The sequence below is a fragment of the Pseudomonas sp. HB05 genome (assembly GCF_016756915.1).
GTDB lineage: Bacteria > Pseudomonadota > Gammaproteobacteria > Pseudomonadales > Pseudomonadaceae > Aquipseudomonas > Aquipseudomonas alvandae.
On sequence record NZ_JAESPG010000032.1, the window covers coordinates 61,738 to 81,494 of the forward strand.

Below are 19,757 nucleotides of genomic sequence, written 5' to 3' on the forward strand. Positions count from 1 at the left end.
GTATCTGTGTCGAATGGGCCGCCGTCTTCGCGAGCAGGCTCGTTCCCACAGGGCATGAGTGCTAGCAGCATCCCGACGCCAACTCCTTGAGAATCGGGCAGTCGGGACGATGATCGCCCTGGCAATGTTCCACCAGGTCCTGGAGGGTATCGCGCAGTTCCGCCAGCTCGCGGATTTTCTGATTCAGCTCGTCGATATGTTGCCGAGCGAGCGCCTTGACGTCGGCGCTGGCGCGTTCGCGGTCCTGCCAGAGCGTCAGCAATTTACTGACCTCTTCCAGTGAAAACCCCAGGTCGCGGGAGCGCTTGATGAAGGCCAGCGTGTGCAGATCGTCCGTGCCGTAGATCCGGTAGCCGCTGTCGGTGCGATGGGCTGCCCTGAGCAGACCGATGGATTCGTAATACCGGATCATCTTCGCGCTAAGGCCGCTCTGGCGGGCCGCTTGGCCGATGTTCATCGCTTGTCCTCCAAGTGCTTGGGTGTCCAGAACTTCAACAATAATGCATTGCTCACCACGCTGACGCTGGACAGCGCCATCGCTGCGCCGGCCAGTACCGGATTGAGCCAGCCGAAGGCTGCCAGCGGGATGCCGATCAGGTTGTAGACGAAGGCCCAGAACAGATTCTGGCGGATCTTGGCGTAGGTCTTGCGGCTGATGTCCAATGCCGCTGGAACCAGGCGCGGATCACCGCGCATCAGGGTGATGCCGGCGGCGTGCATCGCCACGTCCGTGCCGCCGCCCATGGCAATGCCGATGTCGGCGGCGGCCAGCGCGGGGGCGTCATTGATGCCGTCGCCGACCATGGCCACCACCGCGTTCTTTTTCAATGCTTGAACAATGGCGGCCTTATCAGCCGGCAACACTTGCGCGTGGACATTGGCGATCCCCAGCGCTTGCGCGACCACCTGGGCACTGCCGCGGTTGTCCCCGGTGAGCAAGTGGCTTGTGATATCGCGTTGATTCAACGCTTGCACGGCGGCGCTGGCGCCGGGCTTCAGGGTATCGCCGAAGGCGAACAGGCCCAGGACCCGTGGGGCGGCACCTTGTTCGATCAGCCAGGAAAGGGTTCGACCTTCGGCTTCCCAGGCTTGGGCCGATTCCCCCAGCGAACCGGAAGTCAGGCCCAGCTCCTCCAGCAGGCGTTGATTGCCCAAGGCCAGGCGACGTCCGTCGAGGCTGCCGGCAATGCCGCGCCCGGTGAGAGACTGGCTTTCGCTGATGTCCGGTACGGTCAAGCCACGCTCGCTGCAGGCGTCCAGCACCGCTTTGGCCAAGGGATGCTCGCTGCCGCGTTGCAAGGCGCCGGCCAGGCTCAGCAGGGTGTCTTCGTTTCCATCAAGGGCGGCCAGGTGAGCGATGCGCGGCGTGCCGGACGTCAGGGTCCCGGTCTTGTCAAAGACCACCGTGCTGACTTCATGAGCGCGTTCCAGCGCCTCGGCATCCTTGATCAGAATTCCATGGCGGGCGGCCACGCCGGTACCGGCCATGATCGCCGTCGGTGTCGCCAGGCCCAGGGCACATGGGCAGGCAATCACCAGCACGGCGACGGCATTGATCAGCGCGGTTTCCAGCGGTGCCCCGTACAGCCACCAGCCGATCAACGTGGCGAGGGCCAGGATCAATACGACCGGCACGAACACTTGGCTGATTTTATCCACCAGTTTCTGGATAGGTGCCTTGGCTGCCTGGGCGTCTTCCACGAGCCGGATGATGCGCGCCAGGACCGTCTCGGCGCCCAGGGCCTGGGTGCGCACCAGCAAGCGGCCCTCACCGTTGATCGCGCCGCCGGTGATTTTATCGCCGGGCTGCTTGGGCACGGGCAGGCTTTCGCCGCTGATAAGCGCCTCGTCGGCATGGCTCTGGCCTTCGATCACCTCACCGTCCACCGGGAAACGTTCGCCGGGCTTGACCAACACCAGGTCATCCAAGCGCAGGGCGCTGATGGCCACGTCCCGTTCTTCGCCGTCAATCACTTGGGTTGCCCGCTCCGGCCGCAAGGCTTCGAGGGCGCGAATGGCGCTGGCGGTCTGTCGTTTGGCGCGGCTTTCCAGGTATTTGCCGAGCAATACCAGGGCGATCACTACGGCTGAGGCTTCGAAATACAAATGTGGCATGCTGCCGGGCTGGGCAATCGCCCATTCATAGAGGCTCAGCCCGTAACCGGCGCTGGTCCCCAGGGCGACCAGCAGGTCCATGTTCCCGGCTCCGGCGCGTACCGCTTTGAAAGCTGCGATGTAAAAACGCGCCCCGAAGATGAATTGCACCGGCGTTGCCAACGTGAATTGCACCCAGGCCGGAAGCATCCAGTGGACGCCGAACGGCTGCAATAGCATCGGCAAGACCAGCGGGACGGACAGCAGGATCGCCATCAGCAAGGCCAGGCGTTCGCGGTGCAGGTGATCGGTTTGGTTTTTTTGAGGTGTCTCGGCCTGCCACACGCTGGCATCGTAACCGGCGCGCTTGACCGCATCGATGAGCGTTTGCGGATCAACCTGCCCGAGCAACTCGAGGTGCGCCCGCTCGTTGGCGAGGTTGACGCTGACCCGGTTCACTCCGACGACTTTACCCAACGCTCGTTCGATGCGCCCGACGCAGGACGCGCACGTCATGCCTTCGATGCTCAATTCCAGGGTGTGGACAGGGACGCTGTAGCCGGCCTGTTCGACGGCTCGCATCAGCGCCGGCAAGCTGTCCGCCGGGGCCTGGATTCGCGCCTGCTCGGTCGCCAGGTTGACACTGACGGCACTGGCGCCGGCGACTTTGCTCAAGGCTCGCTCGACCCGCCCGGCACAGCTGGCGCAGGTCATGCCGGAGATCGGCAGATCGAAGGTAGTGGATTGGGACATGGGTCAGGCTCCCTGTAGTGGATGTCCACAGGATCAACCTTGCCATGTTGGCAAGGTCAAGCGCCATCGAGAAATCAGAAACAATCATGTGGGAGCGAGCTTGCTCGCGATAGCGGTGTACCCGTCAACAAATCTGTCGCCTGATCTATTGCTATCGCGAGCAAGCGCGCTCCCACAGGGGCAATCAGAAAATCAGTAACCGAGCCCGGCCTGCTTGAGATACATGCCTTGTTCATTCATGGCGATGCGGTATTTCAGAATGTCGCCGGCCTTGAGCGTAATCTCCTGCGACCCGGGGGCGAGCATGCCTGGATTACAACCCGGCGCCTGGCCTGGCAACAACTTGAGTCGCAAGGAGAACCGACCCGGCGGCAGATTGAAAGACGTGCTGGCCTCCTGGAACAGCCGGGCGGTGAGTTGGTCCTGGATATAGATGCCGATTTCGCAGGACGTCGCCACTTCCAGGCGCTCGCGGGAAATGATCAGCACGCCGTAATCTTCTCCGGCAGCCGATGCCTGGGGGGCCATTGCTGAAAGACCGAGCATGCAAAACAGGCTGAACGCTGACCAGCGCATGGCTGAACCTCCGGTGTGAGATCTTCAATAAGTGCAGCTTGGCCGAGCTCGGCGCCGATTGCCAGCCCGGCAGTTTTTGGCAAAACTTGACCTTGCCATGATGGCAAGCTTGAGACTGTGGGCAACCCAATCCCAAGGAGTCATTTCATGCAGATTTTCAAGGTTCAAGGGATGTCTTGCGGACATTGCGTCAAAGCCATCACCCAGGCGCTCCACGCCAAAGATTCGAAAGCGGAGGTAGAAATCGATCTCGGCAGCAAGACCGTCAAGGTCGAAAGTGCGGTGCCGGCCGATACCCTGATCGAGGCTATCAGGGAAGAGGGGTACGAGGTCAGTCCTGCCTGAAGTTTTTAATCGTTAGCGACCTATCGGAATGTTCAAGCGCGCGCAGCCCGGCTAGACTGTCGGGCTGCCGACTGACGCTTGAACTGGACGCCCGATGAACCTTCGTACCATTCTGATTCTTGGCGCCTTGAGCGCTTTCGGTCCCTTGGCGATCGATTTCTATTTGCCCGCCTTCCCGGCAATGGCCACGGCCTTCGGCACCGACGAAAAACATATCCAGTTGACCTTGGCGGCCTATTTTCTAGGGCTGTCCCTCGGACAATTGGCCTACGGGCCGGTGGCGGATCGCTTCGGACGGCGCATCCCGCTGCTGACGGGGGTCGGCTTGTTTACCGTGGCGTCCCTGGCCTGCGCCTATGCGCCGAGCCTCGAATGGCTGATCGGCGCCCGCTTCGTCCAGGCCCTGGGCGGTTGTGCCGGAATGGTGATCTCCCGGGCGGTGGTCAGCGACAAATGCGACGCAGTGGGTTCGGCCAAGGTGTTCTCGCAATTGATGTTGGTGATGGGGCTGGCGCCAATCCTCGCACCGATGCTGGGCGGCTTGCTGGTGAACCTGTACGGATGGCAGTCGATATTCGTGGGCCTGACGTTATTCAGCGCGCTGGCGGCGACCGCGGTTGCCTTGTGGTTGCCTGAAAGCCTGCCTGACCGCGTGCCCCGCCAACCGTTATCCGGCGCGTTGCGCCAATACGGGCGTCTTCTGACAGACTCGGTCTTCCTCGGTCATGCCCTGACGGGAGGCATCGCGATCGCCGGGATGTTCGCCTACATCGCGGGTTCACCGTTCGTCTTCATCAAGCTCTACGGCGTCCCCGCCGAGCATTTCGGCTGGCTGTTCGGCACGAACGCGGCGGGCTTCATATTGGTAGCGCAGGTCAATGCCCGGTTGCTGTCCAAACGCGGCCCGGCATTCCTGCTGGCTCGTGCGGTATGGGTGTATTGGCTTGCCGGGCTCGGTCTGTTGGCGGTCAGCGCCTTGCAGCCGGAGCGCTTGTGGCCGTTGTTGATTCCGTTGTTCATCTGCATCGCCAGCCTGGGTTGCATCATTCCCAATGCCTCGGCCTGCGCCATGAACGGGCAGGGCGCCCGGGCGGGGAGTGCTTCGGCCATGTTGGGTTGCCTGCAGTTTTCCGTCGCCGCGGGGGCCGCCGCGCTGGTGGCGGCATTGCATGACGGCACGGCGGTGCCGATGGCAATCGTCATCAGCCTGTGTGGGTTATTGGTGGTGAGCGCCGCGATGCTGACCCGCCGTCTGCAAAACGCCCGGGCGCTTGCTCAGGCGGGTCGGCAGGAATGATTCATCCAGCCGCGCGCTGCTGATATTCGGGGAAATGATGCGGTGCGTGAATACGCGCTTGCAGGGTGGTGGCGAAAGCCTGGGCTTCGGCCTCGGTGCGAAAAGTCACGACGTGCTGGTCAAGGCGCACTTGCCATTGCGATTTTGCCACTTCTTTTATCAGGATCTTCATTGCTGACCTCCTCACGTAAAAGACTGCGTTGCAAAGGCCTCGAGTGTAGACCGGAATGCAAGCGCAATTGTGACAACGGTCAATTGTCGGACTGACGGTGCAGCTTTTTTTGTGACGAGGGAGCAAATCCCTCGCCCCGGTCGACAAGCCAGGTTGATCAGAACCCTTCGAGCACGATCTTGCCCTTGGCCTTTCCACTTTCAAGCAAGGCGTGAGCCCGGCGCAGGTTGGTGGCATTGATGGTGCCGAAGTGCTCGCCAACCGTTGTCTTCAGCGTGCCTGCGTCGATCAGTTCGGCCACTCGATTGAGCAATTTGTGCTGTTCAAGCATGTCAGCCGTCTCGAACAGGGAACGGGTGTACATGAACTCCCAATGCAAAGACAGGCTCTTGCGCTTGAGCTTGGTCACGTCCAGCGACTGCGGATCATCGATCAGCGCCAGTTTGCCTTGCGGCGCCAGGGCCTCGACCAGTTGATCCAGATGCTGGTCGGTCTGGGTCAGGCTGGCCACATGGGTCACTTGGGGCTGTCCCGCTTTTTTGAGGGCCTCGCTCAGTGGCTGACTGTGGTCAATCACCAGGTCGGCACCGAGGCCGCGCACCCATTCCTGCGTCTGCGGCCGGGAGGCGGTGCCAACGACTTTCAAGCCGGTGAGCTGGCTGGCCAGTTGCGTCAGGATCGAACCCACGCCACCGGCGGCGCCGACGATCAGGAGGCTCTGGTCCTGGTTGCTATGGCCTTGCTTGACTTGCAGGCGATCGAAGAGCAATTCCCAAGCGGTGATGGCGGTCAACGGCAGCGCGGCCGCTTCGGCGAAACCGAGGGTCTTTGGCATGTGGCCCACGATGCGCTCATCCACCACATGCAATTCGCTGTTGCCGCCTGCCCGGGCGATCGAGCCTGCGTAGAACACCTTGTCACCCGCCTTGAACAAGGTGACTTCGCTGCCAACCGCCGTGACCACACCGGCCACGTCCCAGCCCAGCACCTTGGCGGCCCCGCCTTCGGGTTGTACGTTCTGGCGGACCTTGGTGTCGACGGGGTTGACGGAAATGGCTTTGACTTCCACCAGCAAATCCCGGGGGCCGGCGATGGGGGCGGGCAGGTCGATGTCCTGCAGCGATGTTGGATCGGTGATGGACAACGATTGGTAATACGCGATGGCTTTCATGGGGCGGCTCCGTGATTGAATTCGATGGCGCCCATGTTTAGCGATTAATGGCCTTGATAAAAGCGCCTGGAACAACAGGCTCTTTCAATGATTTTTTGATAATCAAGGCTGCTGTTTTCACTCAAGGAATGGTGCCGGGCAATAGTCGCTGGCAAATAGAGATTTTTCCCTCAGGAACTATCGCCTCCAAAGGTTTCCGGAGGACAGGAAACCGTGCGCCGCACGCTTATACTAGCGGCCGCACGTATCGGTGCGGTTTCAACGGTCTTGGATCCTGCCGACTGCGCTGATACATGGCTGCGGCACAAGCGGGCATGCCGTTCGTTCGGGCAGTACTTGAGGTCCGGAGTCACTATGCCCCAGAGCGGTAGACGAATGATTCAACAGGGAGTGAATACATGGAACATGCACCTTGCATCAGCCAGATCGCCACGCTGCTGGCTGACCCCAAGCGCAGCGCAATGATGTGGGCATTAATGGACGGTACGGCCCGACAGGCTGATGAGTTGGCATTGCTGGCCGGATTGTCGCCATCCTCGGCCAATGCCCATCTGGGGCGGCTGTGCTCCGGTGGGCTGTTGAAGGTCGAGACCCGGGGCCGCAAACGGTTTTTCCGCCTGGCGGCCCCCGAGATCGGTGCTGCCGTCGAGGCCTTGGCGAGCGCAACCCTGGCAAGTACACCGCGTCAGGTTCCAGAGGTTCTCAAACGCGGTCTCATGCCGACCAAAGCGCCGACGGCCCCCGCCTCGCTGATGCGGGCAAGGCTTTGCGATGACCATCTGGGTGGCCTGTTGGCGGCGGACTTGTATCAGCGACTGTTGGATTCCGGTTGGCTCGAGCAATGCGAGCAGCGCGTGATCGTTACCCACAAGGGCTCCAATGAGTTCGCCGGGCGCGGCTTGTTCATCCAGGCGCTGGCCCATCGCAACGCTCGCATCGCGTGCGCCTGCCCCGACTGGAGTGAGCGTCGCCCGCACTTGGGGGGAGCCTTGGGGGCCGGATTGCTGCAACTTTTCATGCAGTCGGGCTGGCTGAGCTTGCCTAATGATTCCAGGGCTTTGCAGGTGACGGCTCTAGGTCAGCAGGAAATTCATCGTTTCGCCAGGCAGGAAGACTTGGAAATGGCGCTCTAGAGCTAAGACAGGTCGCAATCAGCAATCGTCGCCAGCGTGGTTCGCGCACACTCGGTCCGGGGATCTATCGGATTGGGGGAAGGCAAATGGACACTCACGTCTACAGTGCGGCAGAGCGCCTGGAGCGGCTGCCCATCAGCGGCTATCACCGGCTCATTTTCATCATCATTGCCCTGGCGTTTTTCTTTGACTCCATGGACCTGGCCATGATGACGTTCCTGCTGGGCTCGATCAAAACCGAGTTCGGCTTGAGCACCGCCCAGGCCGGGTTGCTGGCCAGTTCCAGTTTCTTCGGCATGGTGCTGGGGGCGTCGCTGTCAGGCATGCTGGCCGATCGTTTCGGCCGCAAGCCGGTGTTCCAGTGGAGCATCGTGTTGTGGGGACTTGCCAGTTATCTCTGCTCCACCGCCCAGGACATCGAAGCACTGATACTGTTTCGCATACTGCTGGGCATCGGCATGGGCATGGAGTTCCCGATTGCCCAATCCATGCTTTCGGAGCTGATCCCGGCAAAGCGTCGCGGGCGCTACATTGCCTTGATGGACGGCTTCTGGCCCTTGGGTTTCGTGGCCGCGGGTGTGCTGTCTTACTTCTTGCTCCCGGTGATCGGCTGGCGTGACATCTTCCTGGTGCTGGCCGTGCCGGCCGTCTTCGTCCTGGTGATTCGCTTTTTCATTCCAGAGTCGCCGCGTTGGCTTGAACAGGCCGGTCGAGGCGATGAAGCGGATGCCGTGCTCCAACGGATCGAAGAGAAGGTCCGGGCCTCGCTGGGGCGTCGAGATCTGCCCGAGCCCGTACGCCTGCCGAGGCTGGCGACCCAACCGGGCAATTTCTTTTCCGCCCTGGCGCAGATCTGGTCTCCTCTATATCGCCAACGCACGGTGATGATCTGGAGCGTCTGGTTCTTTGCGTTGCTTGGGTTCTATGGCTTGACGTCCTGGCTCAGTGCATTGCTGCAGCAATCCGGGTTCGCGGTGACGCAGTCGGTCTACTACACCGTGCTGATTTCCCTGGGCGGGATTCCCGGTTTCCTGATGGCGGCCTGGCTGGTGGAGCGCTGGGGGCGCAAGCCGGTATGCGTCATCACTTTGCTCGGCGGTGGAGGCATGGCGTTTCTGTATGGCCAGAGCGCGGTATTTGGCGGCAACGTTGGCCTGCTGGTCGGCACCGGGCTACTGATGCAGTTTTTCCTGTTCGGCATGTGGGCAGTGCTCTACACCTATACGCCGGAGTTGTATCCCACCTCGGCGCGGGCCACGGGATCGGGCTTTGCCTCGGCGGTCGGTCGCATCGGTTCGCTGTTGGGGCCTCTGGTCACCGGGCTGGTTTTTCCCATCACCGGCCAGGGTGGCGTGTTCGCCCTGGGCGCCTTGTGCTTTGCCGTGGCGGCGGGCGTGGTCTGGCTGTTTGGAATGGAGACGCGGGGCAAGACGCTGGAGGAGTTGAGCGAAGGCGCAGTCGCTGATTGAACACGATCCCTTGTGGGAGCGAGCTTGCTCGCGATAGCGGTCTGACATTCACCATTGATGTCGACTGGTAGACCGCCATCGCGAGCAAGCTCGCTCCCACACGGGGGTAACACCGGGCTTAAGGTTTTACCAGTCGCGCATCCAGGCTGTTTTGTGCCAGCCGCTTGGCCTGGTCCTGGGTCATGCCCAGATGTGTGTGCAGTGCGTGGAAGTTCTCGGTGACGTAGCCGCCGAAATAAGCAGGATCATCGGAGTTCACCGTGACCTTCACGCCGCGTTCCAGCATGTCGAGGATGTTGTGCTGCGACATGTCGTCGAACACGCACAGCTTGGTGTTGGACAGCGGGCACACCGTCAGCGGGATCTGCTCGTCAATGATCCGTTGCATCAATCGCTCATCCTCGATGGCGCGCACGCCGTGGTCGATGCGTTGGATCTTCAGCAGGTCGAGGGCTTCCCAGATGTACTCGGGCGGGCCTTCCTCGCCCGCGTGGGCGACGGTCAGAAAGCCTTCGTTGCGAGCGCGGTCGAACACGCGCTGGAACTTGCTCGGGGGGTGGCCCATTTCGGAACTGTCCAGGCCGACGGCGACGAATGCGTCGCGGAACGGCAGCGCCTGGTCGAGGGTTTTTTCGGCTTGTTCTTCGCTCAGGTGACGCAGGAAACTCAGGATCAGGCCGCTGGTGATGCCCAGTTGCTGCTCACCGTCCTTGAGCGCGGCGGCGATGCCGTTGAGCACCACTTCGAATGGAATCCCGCGATCGGTGTGGGTCTGCGGATCGAAGAACGGCTCGGTGTGGATGACGTTCTGCGCCTTGCAGCGCAGCAAGTAAGCCCAGGTCAGGTCATAAAAATCCTGGGAAGTGCGCAGCACATCGGCACCCTGGTAATACAGGTCGAGAAATTCCTGCAGATTGTTGAAGGCGTAGGCCTGGCGCAGGGTGTCCACGTCATTCCACGGCAGGGCGATCTTGTTGCGTTCAGCCAGGGCGAACAGCAGTTCGGGCTCCAGCGAACCTTCCAGGTGCAGATGCAGTTCGGCCTTGGGCAAGGCGTTCAGCCAGTCGTACATGTTCTTTTCTCATCAGCGAATCGATGGCGGCATTCTACAGGGGCGGGCGCCGATGTCTGAGTAAAACCTGACCGGCTGATCCACTACCGCCTCGTCCCGGCAATAATCCTCGGACAACGGCTACGCCACATTCGGACGAAACGTTCCCGGTCCGTCACAGTCTAGTAGCTCATGACCCGTCCATGGTTATAGGCTCGCGATGCTCTCGTTGATCAAGCAAGAAAAACTGCTATTGCTGGCGCTGCTCGCTGCATTTGCCGCCTACCCACTTGAGCATTGGCTGCTGGGCAGCGGGCAGGTCGTTGCGCTGATGGGCGGGTTGGTGCTGATTGGTTTTATCGTCTCGGCCTCCATGCGTGTGGCCCATCACGCGGAATTGCTCGCGGAAAAAGTGGGCGATCCCTACGGCACCATGATCCTGACTTTGTCGGCGGTGCTGGTGGAAGTCGTGATCCTGGCGATCATGATGAGCAACGAGGCGTCGCCGACCCTGGTACGTGACACGATTTATTCGGCGGTCATGCTCGACATCAACGGTATTCTCGGGCTCGCGGCGCTGATGGGCGGGCTCAAGCATGGCGAGCAGGTTTACAACGACGATTCGGCGCGAACCTACAGTGTGATGATCCTCACGGCCATGGGGGTGTCGATGGTGGTGCCGGAGTTCATTCCGCGGGAAAGCTGGAAAACCTACTCGGCGTTTACCATCGGCGCGATGATGGTGCTGTACGCTTTGTTCCTGCGCATGCAGGTGGGCCCTCACAGTTATTTCTTCAGCTACAGCTACCCGGAAAAGCGCCGCAGGAAAGAGCCGGTGGAAACCGAGCCAAAACCCATCAGCCTGGCCTTTTCAATCGGTGCGCTGGTATTTGGTGTGATCGTGATCGGTGCACTCGCCGAGATCATGTCCAAGGCCATCGACTTGGGGCTGGAGGGTTCCGGCGCGCCGCCGGTCGTCACGGCGATCCTGGTGGCCGCCATCTCCGCTGCGCCGGAAATTCTCACTGCGCTGCGGGCAGCCCTGGCCAACCGCATGCAGTCGGTGGTCAACATCGCACTGGGTGCGTCGCTGTCCACGGTGATTCTGACCGTGCCGGTGATGGAAGCGATGGCGCTTTACACCGGCCAGCCATTCCAGATGGCAATGACGCCAGTCCAGACGGTGATGATCTTCATCACCTTGATCGTCAGCGCCATCAACCTCAACGATGGCGAAACCAACGCCATCGAGGGCATGACCCACTTCGTGTTGTTTTCGACGTTTGTGATGTTGTCGTTGCTGGGTCTTTAATTGTTCATAGTCCTTGTGGGAGCGAGCTTGCTCGCGATAGCGCCGGGTCAGTCAACATCGATGTTGAATGTTAGGCCGATATCGCGAGCAAGCTCGCTCCCACAGGGTGGTGGTTTGATCAGGAGGCTGCTATCAACTCCCGCGCCGCCTGGCTGTGATCGGCGATCAACCCTTTCAGGTCAAGGCCTTCGACCTGTCCGTCAATCACTCGCCACTCACCGGCGATCATCACCCGATCCGCCCGATCAGCGCCGCACAGCAGCAGGGCGGAGATCGGGTCATGGCTGCCGGAGAAGCGCAACTCATCAAGCTTGAACAGCGCCAGGTCGGCCTGTTTGCCCACCGCCAGTTCACCGATGTCGCTGCGTCCCAGCAGTTGCGCCGACCCTCGGGTTGCCCAGCCCAGCACCCGTTCCGGGGTGATCGCTTGGGCGCCGTAGCGCAGGCGTTGGATGTAGAGCGCCTGGCGGGTTTCGAGAATCATGTTCGAAGCGTCGTTGGACGCCGAGCCGTCCACGCCCAGGCCAAGCGGTGCGCCGGCGGCCGTCAATTCAAGCGTCGGGCAAATGCCCGAGGCCAGGCGCATGTTCGAACTCGGGCAGTGGCAGATGCCGGTACCGGCGGCGCCGAGGCGGCTGATTTCATCCGGGTTGAAGTGAATGCCGTGGGCCAACCAGGTGCGAGGGCCGAGCCAACCGACACTGTCCAGGTAGTCCACGGTGCGCAGGCCGAATCGTTGCAGGCAGAAATCTTCTTCATCGAGGGTTTCGGCGAGGTGTGTGTGCAGGCGCACATCGAGCTCTTCGGCGAGTTCGGCGCTGGCGCTCATGATTTCGGTCGTGACCGAAAACGGTGAACACGGCGCCAGGGCGATCTGGATTTGCGCGCCCGCACCGCGTTCGTGGTATCGAGCGATCAGCCGCTGGCTGTCATCGAGAATCACCTGCCCCTGCTGCACGGTCTGCTGCGGCGGCAAGCCTCCGTCGGCCTCGCCCAGGCTCATCGAGCCGCGGGTCAACATCGCGCGCATGCCCAGTTCGCGGACACTTTGCACTTGCACGTCGATGGCGTTTTCCAGTCCTTGCGGAAACAGGTAGTGGTGGTCGGCCGCCGTGGTGCAGCCCGACAGCAGCAGTTCGGCGAGTGCCACTTTGCTGGCCAGGGCGAGTTTTTCCGGTGTGAGTCGCGCCCATACCGGGTAAAGCGTCTTCAGCCATGGGAATAGCGGCTGGTTGACCACAGGCGCCCAGGCGCGGGTCAGGGTCTGATAGAAGTGATGATGGGTGTTGATCAGCCCAGGCAGGATGACGTGCTCGCGGGCATCGAAAATCTTGTCGCAGGGCCGGGCAGGTTGCTGGCCGGCTCCCAGCAGCTCGACGATCACGCCGTCCTGCAGCACGAGGCCACCACGGGCATCAAGCTCGTTGGCGGTAAAAATGGCGAGGGGGTTTTTCAACCAGGTACGGGTCGCAGGCATGATGGCCGGCTCCTCTGAAAATGGGTTCAGGTTAGCCAGCTCAGTGATGCCCTGTCTGCTGATCCAGGGGCGCCGTGGGAGGGCGCGGTTCGGAGTTTACTCAGGTTGCCGGACGCATTTCCAGTGCCCGCTGAGAATCCAGGTGTGGGAGCGAGCCTGCTCGCGAAAGCTCGCTTCCACAGGTATTGGTGTGCAGCACAGATCGGCGGGTTACCAGGGAATCGTCTCGCCTCTGTAATTGACGAAGTGATGTCCGCCCTTGCCGGCGAAGGCATTGACCTGATCGATCAGTCCGCGGGTGCTGGTCTCCACATCGATTTGCGCATCTTCCCCGCCCATATCGGTTTTCACCCAACCCGGATGCAGCGACAGTACGGTCAATGATTGCCCGTCCAGTTGGCTGACAAAACTGTTGGTCATCGAATTGAGCGCGGCTTTGCTTGCCTTATACAGCGCCAACTCCGGCGCGTCGGGCATGGTGACGCTGCCCAGCACGGAGCTCATGAAGGCCAGTACGCCGCTGCCTTCGCGGATTTGCCCGACGAAACGCTGAGCCAGGTTGATCGGGGCCACGGCATTGGTGAAAAACAATTGGCCGACCTCAGCCAGCGTTGCGCCGCCCGGGCTTTGGTTCGCGGGGCCCTTGACCCCTGCGTTGACGAAAAGCAGATCAAAGGTTTCGCCTTTGAGCTGCTGGCTCAAGGCGATGACGGCTTGCTGGTCGTCCATGTCGAGCTTCTCGACGTGTACCGGCCCCAGCGCTTTCAAGGACTCTGCACCCTGCGGGTTGCGCACGGTGGCGGTTACGTGCCAGCCATCACTCAGAAGCGTCTTCACCAAGCCAAGGCCCAGGCCCCGGGAGGCGCCGATGATCAATGCTTTTTTTACCGAATTCATGAGTGCTTCCTTGAGAAGAAAAAGTCACGGATTTAATGGACAGCGTTTCTTGAGCCGTTGTTTCAACGCGTGACGCCACGCGTCGGATTTGGCCATGCTGCCCCGTAACGCCTGGTTAAAAAATGAACAAGCGGCTGCGAGCCATGCTGCTCCTGGTGATGCTGGAGCCATGAACGGGTTATCCACAGGTTGCTCCACAGTAATTGTGCGCAAGCGTTATCGTCAGGCATAAGCCCTGTACGGCTGTCTCCTAAAGGTGATAAAGCGCTGCAACCGCTTGTTTTTGGTGTGGATTTGGACAATCTTGATTGCTCTGTACGAAAAATGAACAAACCTCTGGAAGCCGCATGACAGAAGGGTTACAGCGTGATGCGCCCAGGTTATCCACAAGCGGATGCACAGCGCATGTGGGCAAGTCTGGGACGTACATCATGGGGTTTCGCGCTCCAGGCGTATCTGCCCGCGGCTCAAGTCGGCCAGCCGCGCCTGCAATGTTTCGATGTGTTCTTCGCCCACCGCTAATTGAAGTTCCACACCATTGGCAGTGAAGCGCTCGGCATTCACCACGCCACCGCATTCGGCTGTGCGCAGTTTTACCAGGGCCAGCTCCGCGAACCCGCAAACACACTGCAGCGACACGCGGCTGATCAATTCAACTTTCTCAGCGTTTTGCAGGCATTTGTTTGCTCCGCCGCCGTAGGCCCGGGCCAACCCGCCGGTACCCAGTTGGATTCCGCCGTACCAGCGAATGACCAGCACCACGACCTGGTCGCAGGCCTGGGCCTGGATGGCTGCCAGGATCGGACGCCCGGCGGTGCCGCCAGGTTCGCCGTCGTCGCTGCTGCGATACTGCTCACCCAGTTTCCATGCCCAGCAATTGTGGGTGGCATCGTGGTCGCTGTGCTGCTCGATAAAGGCCAGGGCTTCGGCAGGGCTGGTGATGGGGGCGGCGAGGGTAATGAAACGGCTTTTGCGAATCTCTTCTCGGTATTCGCAAAAACCGACGAGGGTATAAGGCATGTAATCCTAGAGATCAGGTGTCAGGCCGCAGCCTTTGAGAATGATACGGATGAGGTTGTCGCCGGCGTCGATCATGTCTTGCTTGGTCAGCTTGCTGCGACCGGTCACGCGACAGATCTGGGTGGCGAAATCTGCGTAATGTTGAGTGCTGCCCCAGAGCAGGAAAATGAGGTGCACCGGATCGACCGGGTCCATTTTGCCCGCATCGATCCAGGCCTGGAAAACAGCCGCCCGGCCCTTGAACCAGGCGCGATAGTCCTGGTTGAAATACTCGCTCAGGCACTCGCCTCCGCTGATCACCTCCATGGCGAAGATCCGCGACGCCTGGGGTTGGCGGCGCGAGAACTCCATCTTGGCGCGAATATACCGGGTCAATGCCTCTGCCGGATCGTCTTCGGCGGTCAGGGAATTGAACGTGCTGTCCCATAGCTCGATGATATTGCTCAGCACCGCCACATAGAGCCCGAGCTTGTTGGTGAAGTAGTAATGCAAGTTCGCCTTGGGCAATCCGGCCTTCAGGGCGATGGTATTCATGCTGGTGCCCTTGAAACCGTGACGGGCGAACTCATCCTCGGCGGCCCTGAGGATGGTCTCTTCGTTCTGTTGACGAATGCGGCCGGTAGGCTTGCCACCATGGGCGGGAACTTCAAAGGTCATGGACATTTCCGGGCTGGGTCTGTGGGGGCGGGCAAATGCGTTCATAGCGCACCGGCGCGGATCCGACAAGTGTTGCGGCGATAAAAGCCATGCGAGGCGGAGAATCAGCGCGTTGCCGCCAGGCTTTCGAGAAAACTTTCCAGCACCAGATGAGGACGACGCCCCTTTCGCGTCACCGACGCCAGGCTCAGGTCGTAGAAACGCGCCAAGGGCTTGAGGGCTCGCAGCCGTCCTTGCTGGACCCAGAGATTGGCATAGTGGTCCGGCAGATAACCGATATAACGCCCGGTCAGGATCAAGAACGCCATGCCTTCGCGATCCGATGCGCTGGCGGTGCAGTTCAACGCCTGGTAATGGGCCTGGATGTCGGCCGGCAAACGGAACGTCGGCGCGATGGCGTCCTGGCTATTAAGGCGAGCGTCCTCGAGTTGCTGGTCATCCACATAAAACAGCGGGTGCCCCACGGCGCAATACAGCAACGAACGCTCACTGTAGAGCGGTTGGTACTCAAGCCCGGAAAGTACACTGGCCTGGGGAACCACACCGACATGCAGGCGACCATCCAGCACGCCTTGCTCGACTTCGTTGGGGGCGATCATGCGAATCTGGATCTGCACGTCCGGCCCGCGTTCTTTCAACTGGGCAAGGGCGTGGGTGATGCGCATGTGGGGCAGGGTGACGAGGTTGTCCGTCAGGCCTATGGTCAGTTCTCCGCGCAGATGCTGGTGAAGACCGTTGACCTCGGTGCGGAAACTTTCCAGCGCACTCAATAGTTGCAGGGCCGATTGATAGACCTCACGGCCTTCTTCGGTCAGTGAAAATCCCGCGCGGCCACGCTGGCACAAGCGCAGCCCAAGGCGTTGTTCCAGATCGTTCATCTGTTGGCTGATGGCCGAGCGACCGATGCCAAGCACCGTTTCGGCGGCGGAAAATCCACCGCATTCCACCACGCTGCGAAAGATCCGCAGCAAGCGAATATCGAAGTCGCTGACCTGGGCCAGCGGATCGGGACGGCGAATGCTCATAGTTTAGTGATCCGCTGACTGAAGGTTAGAAAAGCTGGATTTCACCGACTTTATCGCCGTGGCAACTTAGCCGCAAGAACGCTTCTGATTTCATACCGTTTATGTCTTGCGAGGTTTTGTCGATGAACATGCCCGAACACGCTGTCGGTTCCCTGGCCAGCCAGCTCAAGCTGGATGCCCACTGGATGCCTTACACAGCCAATCGCAATTTCCAACGCGACCCCCGGCTGATCGTCGCGGCCGAAGGCAGTTGGCTGACGGATGACAAGGGGCGCAAGGTCTACGATTCGCTGTCGGGATTGTGGACATGCGGCGCCGGGCACACCCGCAAAGAGATCCAGGAGGCGGTCGCCAAGCAACTGGGCACCCTCGATTATTCGCCGGGATTCCAATATGGGCATCCACTGTCGTTCCAGTTGGCGGAAAAAATCACCAGCCTGACCCCGGGCAATCTCAACCATGTGTTCTTCACCGACTCCGGGTCCGAATGCGCCGATACCGCTGTGAAAATGGTTCGCGCTTACTGGCGCCTCAAGGGGCAGGCCACCAAGACCAAGATGATCGGACGGGCCCGCGGTTATCACGGCGTGAACATCGCCGGCACCAGCCTGGGCGGCGTCAGCGGTAACCGCAAATTGTTCGGCCAGGCCATGATGGACGTCGATCATTTGCCCCACACCCTGCTTGCCGGCAATGCGTTCTCCCGTGGCATGCCGAAGGAGGGGGGGATCGCCTTGGCCGATGAACTGTTGAAGCTGATCGAGTTGCACGACGCTTCGAATATCGCCGCGGTGTTTGTCGAACCTATGGCAGGGTCCGCCGGTGTCCTGGTGCCGCCAGAGGGATACCTCAAGCGCCTGCGGGAAATCTGCGATCAGCACAACATCCTGCTGGTGTTTGACGAAGTGATTACGGGTTTTGGTCGTACCGGCTCGATGTTTGGCGCCGACAGTTTTGGTGTAACGCCGGACCTGATGTGCATCGCCAAGCAAGTCACTAATGGCGCGATTCCCATGGGGGCTGTGATCGCCAGTTCCGAAATCTATCAGACCTTCATGAGCCAGCCTACGCCCGAATATGCCGTGGAATTTCCCCATGGCTATACGTATTCGGCGCATCCGGTGGCGTGCGCAGCAGGCTTGGCGGCCCTGGACCTGTTGCAGAAGGAAAACCTGGTACAGAGCGTGGCCGAGGTCGCGCCGCATTTTGAAAAAGCCTTGCATGGTTTGAAGGGCTCGAAAAACGTCATCGACATTCGCAACTTTGGCCTTGCGGGGGCGATCCAGATCGCACCGCGCGATGGCGACGCGATCGTTCGCCCATTCGAGGCGGGCATGGCACTGTGGAAGGCTGGCTTCTATGTGCGATTCGGTGGTGACACGCTGCAGTTCGGGCCAACGTTCAACAGCAAGCCGCAGGACCTTGATCGACTGTTCGATGCGGTTGGCGAAGTGCTGAACAAAGTCGACTGATTCCTCTTTATATAAGGACGCTCCTCTGGGGCGTCCGCTGTCCGATTCGTCTGGAGTCCCCATGAGTCTCATTCCGCATTTGATCAATGGCGAGTTGTTGAGCGACAACGCGCGCACCGCCGACGTGTTCAACCCATCCACCGGGCAGGCGATCCATAAAGTACCGCTGGCGGATCGCGCAACCATTCAACACGCCATCGACGCTGCCAAGGCGGCTTTCCCGGCCTGGCGCAATACGCCGGCGGCGAAGCGCGCCCAGGTCATGTTTCGTTTCAAGCAGTTGCTGGAGCAGAACGAGTCGCGCATCGCGCAGTTGATCAGCGAAGAACATGGCAAGACTCTGGAAGATGCCGCCGGTGAGCTCAAGCGCGGTATTGAAAACGTCGAGTTTGCCTGTGCCGCGCCGGAAATCCTGAAGGGCGAATACAGTCGCAACGTAGGACCCAATATTGACGCTTGGTCAGACTTCCAGCCTTTGGGGGTTGTGGCGGGTATCACGCCGTTCAACTTCCCGGCGATGGTGCCGTTGTGGATGTACCCACTGGCTATCGTCTGTGGCAACTGCTTCATCCTCAAGCCTTCCGAGCGCGATCCGAGTTCGACACTGCTGATCGCCCAGCTGTTGCTGGAGGCCGGTTTGCCCAAGGGAGTTCTGAGCGTGGTCCACGGTGACAAGGCCGCGGTGGATGCATTGATCGAGGCACCGGAAGTGAAGGCGCTGAGTTTTGTCGGATCGACGCCGATTGCCGAATACATCTATGCCGAGGGTACTCGCCGCGGCAAGCGTGTGCAGGCATTGGGCGGGGCGAAGAACCATGCGGTGCTGATGCCTGATGCTGACCTGGACAATGCCGTCAGCGCGTTGATGGGTGCCGCGTACGGTTCGTGCGGCGAGCGTTGCATGGCGATTTCGGTGGCGGTGTGTGTCGGCGATCAGGTGGCGGATGCGCTGGTGGCCAAGCTGGTGCCGCAGATCAAGGCGCTGAAGATCGGCGCGGGGACTTCGTGTGGGCTGGACATGGGGCCGCTTGTTACTGGTCAGCATCGCGACAAGGTCAGTGGCTATATAGAAGAAGGCGTATCGGCGGGGGCCTCGCTGGTTGTCGACGGTCGCGGCTTGAGTGTGGCAGGGCATGAAGAGGGCTTCTTCCTCGGCGGTTGCCTCTTCGATCGCGTGACGCCCGAGATGCGTATCTATAAGGAAGAGATCTTCGGACCGGTGCTGTGTCTCGTCAGGGTCAATAGCCTCGAAGAGGCGATGCAACTGATCAACGATCACGAGTATGGCAACGGCACCTGTATCTTCACCCGTGACGGCGAAGCTGCGCGGCTGTTCTGTGATGAGATTGAAGTCGGCATGGTAGGCGTCAACGTACCGTTGCCGGTGCCTGTTGCTTATCACAGCTTTGGTGGTTGGAAGCGTTCGCTGTTTGGCGACCTGCATGCCTATGGCCCGGATGGCGTGCGCTTCTATACCCGTCGCAAGGCGATTACCCAGCGCTGGCCGCAGCGTGCCAGCCACGAGGCTTCACAATTCGCATTTCCCAGCCTGTAATTGATAAGTGAAGAAGCCGGCACCTTTGGGTGTCGGCTTCTGCGTTTAAGGGCTTTTTTGACTGATATGACAGAATTATGAAAATAACGGTTGACGGCAGATTCCAGGTGTCTATAATTCGCCCCACTTCCGGCGCAGTCGAAACGGAAAACTTCTTGAGTTTCAATGAGTTAAGTAGGTTTCGATAGGTCAGGCGCTTCAGTTCATCGAAGCGTTGAAGGAGTTGATAGGGCGGTGTTGTTTGGCTCTATTGGCGATTCGATCCTCTCGGTCGAAAGCGG

At 60.4% G+C, this 19,757-nt stretch carries 18 protein-coding genes; 7 read left to right on the top strand and 11 right to left on the bottom strand.

Annotated features, from left to right (window positions below):
- Positions 1-61 precede the first annotated feature (61 nt).
- The 3 genes from cueR to JMN22_RS22680 form a co-directional block, all read right to left on the bottom strand.
- Complete coding sequence (cueR, locus tag JMN22_RS22670) at positions 62-457, bottom strand: Cu(I)-responsive transcriptional regulator (RefSeq protein WP_030138050.1); 396 nt, start codon at positions 455-457, stop codon at positions 62-64.
- Complete coding sequence (locus tag JMN22_RS22675; RefSeq protein ID WP_198797879.1) at positions 454-2,847, bottom strand: heavy metal translocating P-type ATPase; 2,394 nt, start codon at positions 2,845-2,847, stop codon at positions 454-456. The genes cueR and JMN22_RS22675 overlap by 4 nt, the downstream gene beginning before the upstream one ends.
- Before the next feature lie 192 nt (positions 2,848-3,039).
- Positions 3,040-3,423, bottom strand: a complete 384-nt coding sequence (locus tag JMN22_RS22680) for a hypothetical protein (RefSeq protein WP_030138052.1) — start codon at positions 3,421-3,423, stop codon at positions 3,040-3,042.
- A gap of 147 nt (positions 3,424-3,570) precedes the next feature.
- Here JMN22_RS22680 and JMN22_RS22685 point away from each other — a divergent pair, with 147 nt between their 5' ends.
- Together JMN22_RS22685 and JMN22_RS22690 are read left to right on the top strand one after the other, a co-directional pair.
- Positions 3,571-3,768, top strand: coding sequence for a heavy-metal-associated domain-containing protein (locus JMN22_RS22685; protein ID WP_030138053.1), 198 nt, complete (start codon positions 3,571-3,573; stop codon positions 3,766-3,768).
- Positions 3,769-3,862: 94 nt separating this feature from the next.
- The gene (locus JMN22_RS22690; protein ID WP_198797880.1) at positions 3,863-5,065 is read left to right on the top strand and encodes a multidrug effflux MFS transporter; all 1,203 of its coding nucleotides are present in this window, start codon (positions 3,863-3,865) and stop codon (positions 5,063-5,065) included.
- Between the two features lies 1 nt (position 5,066).
- Here the strand turns inward: JMN22_RS22690 and JMN22_RS22695 are convergent, their stop codons facing one another.
- A complete protein-coding gene (locus JMN22_RS22695) occupies positions 5,067-5,237 on the bottom strand; it encodes a hypothetical protein (protein ID WP_181287283.1) in 171 nt (56 codons plus the stop codon).
- Positions 5,238-5,394: 157 nt separating this feature from the next.
- Positions 5,395-6,408, bottom strand: a complete 1,014-nt coding sequence (locus tag JMN22_RS22700; RefSeq protein ID WP_198797881.1) for a zinc-binding alcohol dehydrogenase family protein — start codon at positions 6,406-6,408, stop codon at positions 5,395-5,397.
- 398 nt (positions 6,409-6,806) lie between these two features.
- Between JMN22_RS22700 and JMN22_RS22705 the strand changes: the two genes are divergently transcribed.
- Together JMN22_RS22705 and JMN22_RS22710 are read left to right on the top strand one after the other, a co-directional pair.
- A complete protein-coding gene (locus JMN22_RS22705) occupies positions 6,807-7,541 on the top strand; it encodes an ArsR/SmtB family transcription factor (RefSeq protein ID WP_198797882.1) in 735 nt (244 codons plus the stop codon).
- Positions 7,542-7,627: 86 nt separating this feature from the next.
- Entirely contained in the window at positions 7,628-9,010 is a 1,383-nt protein-coding gene (locus JMN22_RS22710) for an MFS transporter (RefSeq protein ID WP_198797883.1), read from the top strand.
- A 118-nt stretch (positions 9,011-9,128) separates the two neighbouring features.
- Here the strand turns inward: JMN22_RS22710 and JMN22_RS22715 are convergent, their stop codons facing one another.
- Positions 9,129-10,082, bottom strand: coding sequence for an adenosine deaminase (locus JMN22_RS22715; RefSeq protein ID WP_030138058.1), 954 nt, complete (start codon positions 10,080-10,082; stop codon positions 9,129-9,131).
- A gap of 199 nt (positions 10,083-10,281) precedes the next feature.
- On the opposite strand from JMN22_RS22715, the gene JMN22_RS22720 reads away from it, so the two are divergent.
- Positions 10,282-11,373 (top strand): calcium:proton antiporter, encoded by a 1,092-nt coding sequence (locus JMN22_RS22720; protein WP_030138059.1) that lies wholly within the window; start codon positions 10,282-10,284, stop codon positions 11,371-11,373.
- A 118-nt stretch (positions 11,374-11,491) separates the two neighbouring features.
- On the opposite strand, the gene JMN22_RS22725 is transcribed toward JMN22_RS22720, so the two are convergent.
- The 5 genes from JMN22_RS22725 to JMN22_RS22745 form a co-directional block, all read right to left on the bottom strand.
- A complete protein-coding gene (locus tag JMN22_RS22725) occupies positions 11,492-12,850 on the bottom strand; it encodes an 8-oxoguanine deaminase (protein WP_198797884.1) in 1,359 nt (452 codons plus the stop codon).
- Positions 12,851-13,060: 210 nt separating this feature from the next.
- On the bottom strand, positions 13,061-13,747 hold the full coding sequence (locus JMN22_RS22730) for an SDR family oxidoreductase (RefSeq protein WP_198797885.1): 687 nt from the start codon (positions 13,745-13,747) through the stop codon (positions 13,061-13,063).
- 429 nt (positions 13,748-14,176) lie between these two features.
- Complete coding sequence (locus JMN22_RS22735; RefSeq protein WP_198797886.1) at positions 14,177-14,767, bottom strand: IMPACT family protein; 591 nt, start codon at positions 14,765-14,767, stop codon at positions 14,177-14,179.
- A 6-nt stretch (positions 14,768-14,773) separates the two neighbouring features.
- Positions 14,774-15,424, bottom strand: a complete 651-nt coding sequence (locus JMN22_RS22740) for a TetR/AcrR family transcriptional regulator (protein ID WP_030138063.1) — start codon at positions 15,422-15,424, stop codon at positions 14,774-14,776.
- Between the two features lie 104 nt (positions 15,425-15,528).
- Positions 15,529-16,449 carry a LysR family transcriptional regulator gene (locus JMN22_RS22745; protein ID WP_030138064.1) on the bottom strand — a complete coding sequence of 307 codons (921 nt, stop codon included), beginning with the start codon at positions 16,447-16,449 and terminating at the stop codon, positions 15,529-15,531.
- A 122-nt stretch (positions 16,450-16,571) separates the two neighbouring features.
- On the opposite strand from JMN22_RS22745, the gene JMN22_RS22750 reads away from it, so the two are divergent.
- Positions 16,572-17,921 (top strand): aspartate aminotransferase family protein, encoded by a 1,350-nt coding sequence (locus JMN22_RS22750; RefSeq protein ID WP_030138065.1) that lies wholly within the window; start codon positions 16,572-16,574, stop codon positions 17,919-17,921.
- A gap of 61 nt (positions 17,922-17,982) precedes the next feature.
- Positions 17,983-19,476 (top strand): CoA-acylating methylmalonate-semialdehyde dehydrogenase, encoded by a 1,494-nt coding sequence (locus tag JMN22_RS22755; protein ID WP_030138066.1) that lies wholly within the window; start codon positions 17,983-17,985, stop codon positions 19,474-19,476.
- Positions 19,477-19,757: the final 281 nt, after the last annotated feature.